The sequence below is a fragment of the Rhizobium sp. SEMIA 4085 genome (genome assembly GCF_013004495.1).
GTDB lineage: Bacteria > Pseudomonadota > Alphaproteobacteria > Rhizobiales > Rhizobiaceae > Rhizobium > Rhizobium gallicum.
Window position 1 is genome coordinate 1 of sequence record NZ_JABEPH010000710.1, and the last position, 629, is coordinate 629.

1 protein-coding gene is annotated in these 629 nt (G+C 63.0%); it reads left to right on the forward strand.

Features of this window, described 5'->3' with window-relative positions:
* The coding region (locus C9413_RS32550; protein ID WP_170251653.1) for an aldehyde dehydrogenase family protein at positions 1–629 on the forward strand (629 nt) is incomplete at both ends.

Genomic DNA, 629 nt, shown 5'->3' on the forward strand with positions numbered 1-629 from the left:
TCACCGCTTATGAAAGCGTGAAAATCCTGCATGAAGCCGGCGTGCCGCGTGGCGCGCTGCAGTTCGTGCCCGGCAGCGGCCGTCTCGGAGCTGCACTGGTGGCGGCCCCGGAAACGGCAGGGGTCATGTTTACCGGCTCGACCGAGGTCGCCCGTCAAATCCAGGCCCAGCTAAGTGAGTGCCTCTCGCCGGCCGGAAAACCAATACCCTTGATTGCGGAAACGGGCGGACAAAATGGGATGATCGTGGATTCCTCGGCGCTCGCCGAGCAGGTTGTTGCCGACGTGATTGCCTCCGCCTTCGACAGCGCCGGCCAGCGTTGCTCGGCTTTGCGGGTGCTTTGCCTCCAGGATGACGTCGCCGACAGGACGCTCGCCATGTTGAAGGGGGCGTTGAAGGAGCTCAGGATCGGACGCACCGACCGGCTCAACATCGACGTCGGACCGGTGATTTCCGAACAGGCAAAGGCCGAGATCGACCAGCACATCGAACGGATGCGCTCGCTGGGCTGCAAGGTGGAGCAATTGCCGCTTCCCGACACTGCGGCTCTTGGCACCTTCGTTCCGCCGACGATCATCGAACTGAAGCAGATGTCGGACCTGACGCGCGAAGTGTTCGGACCTGTGCTG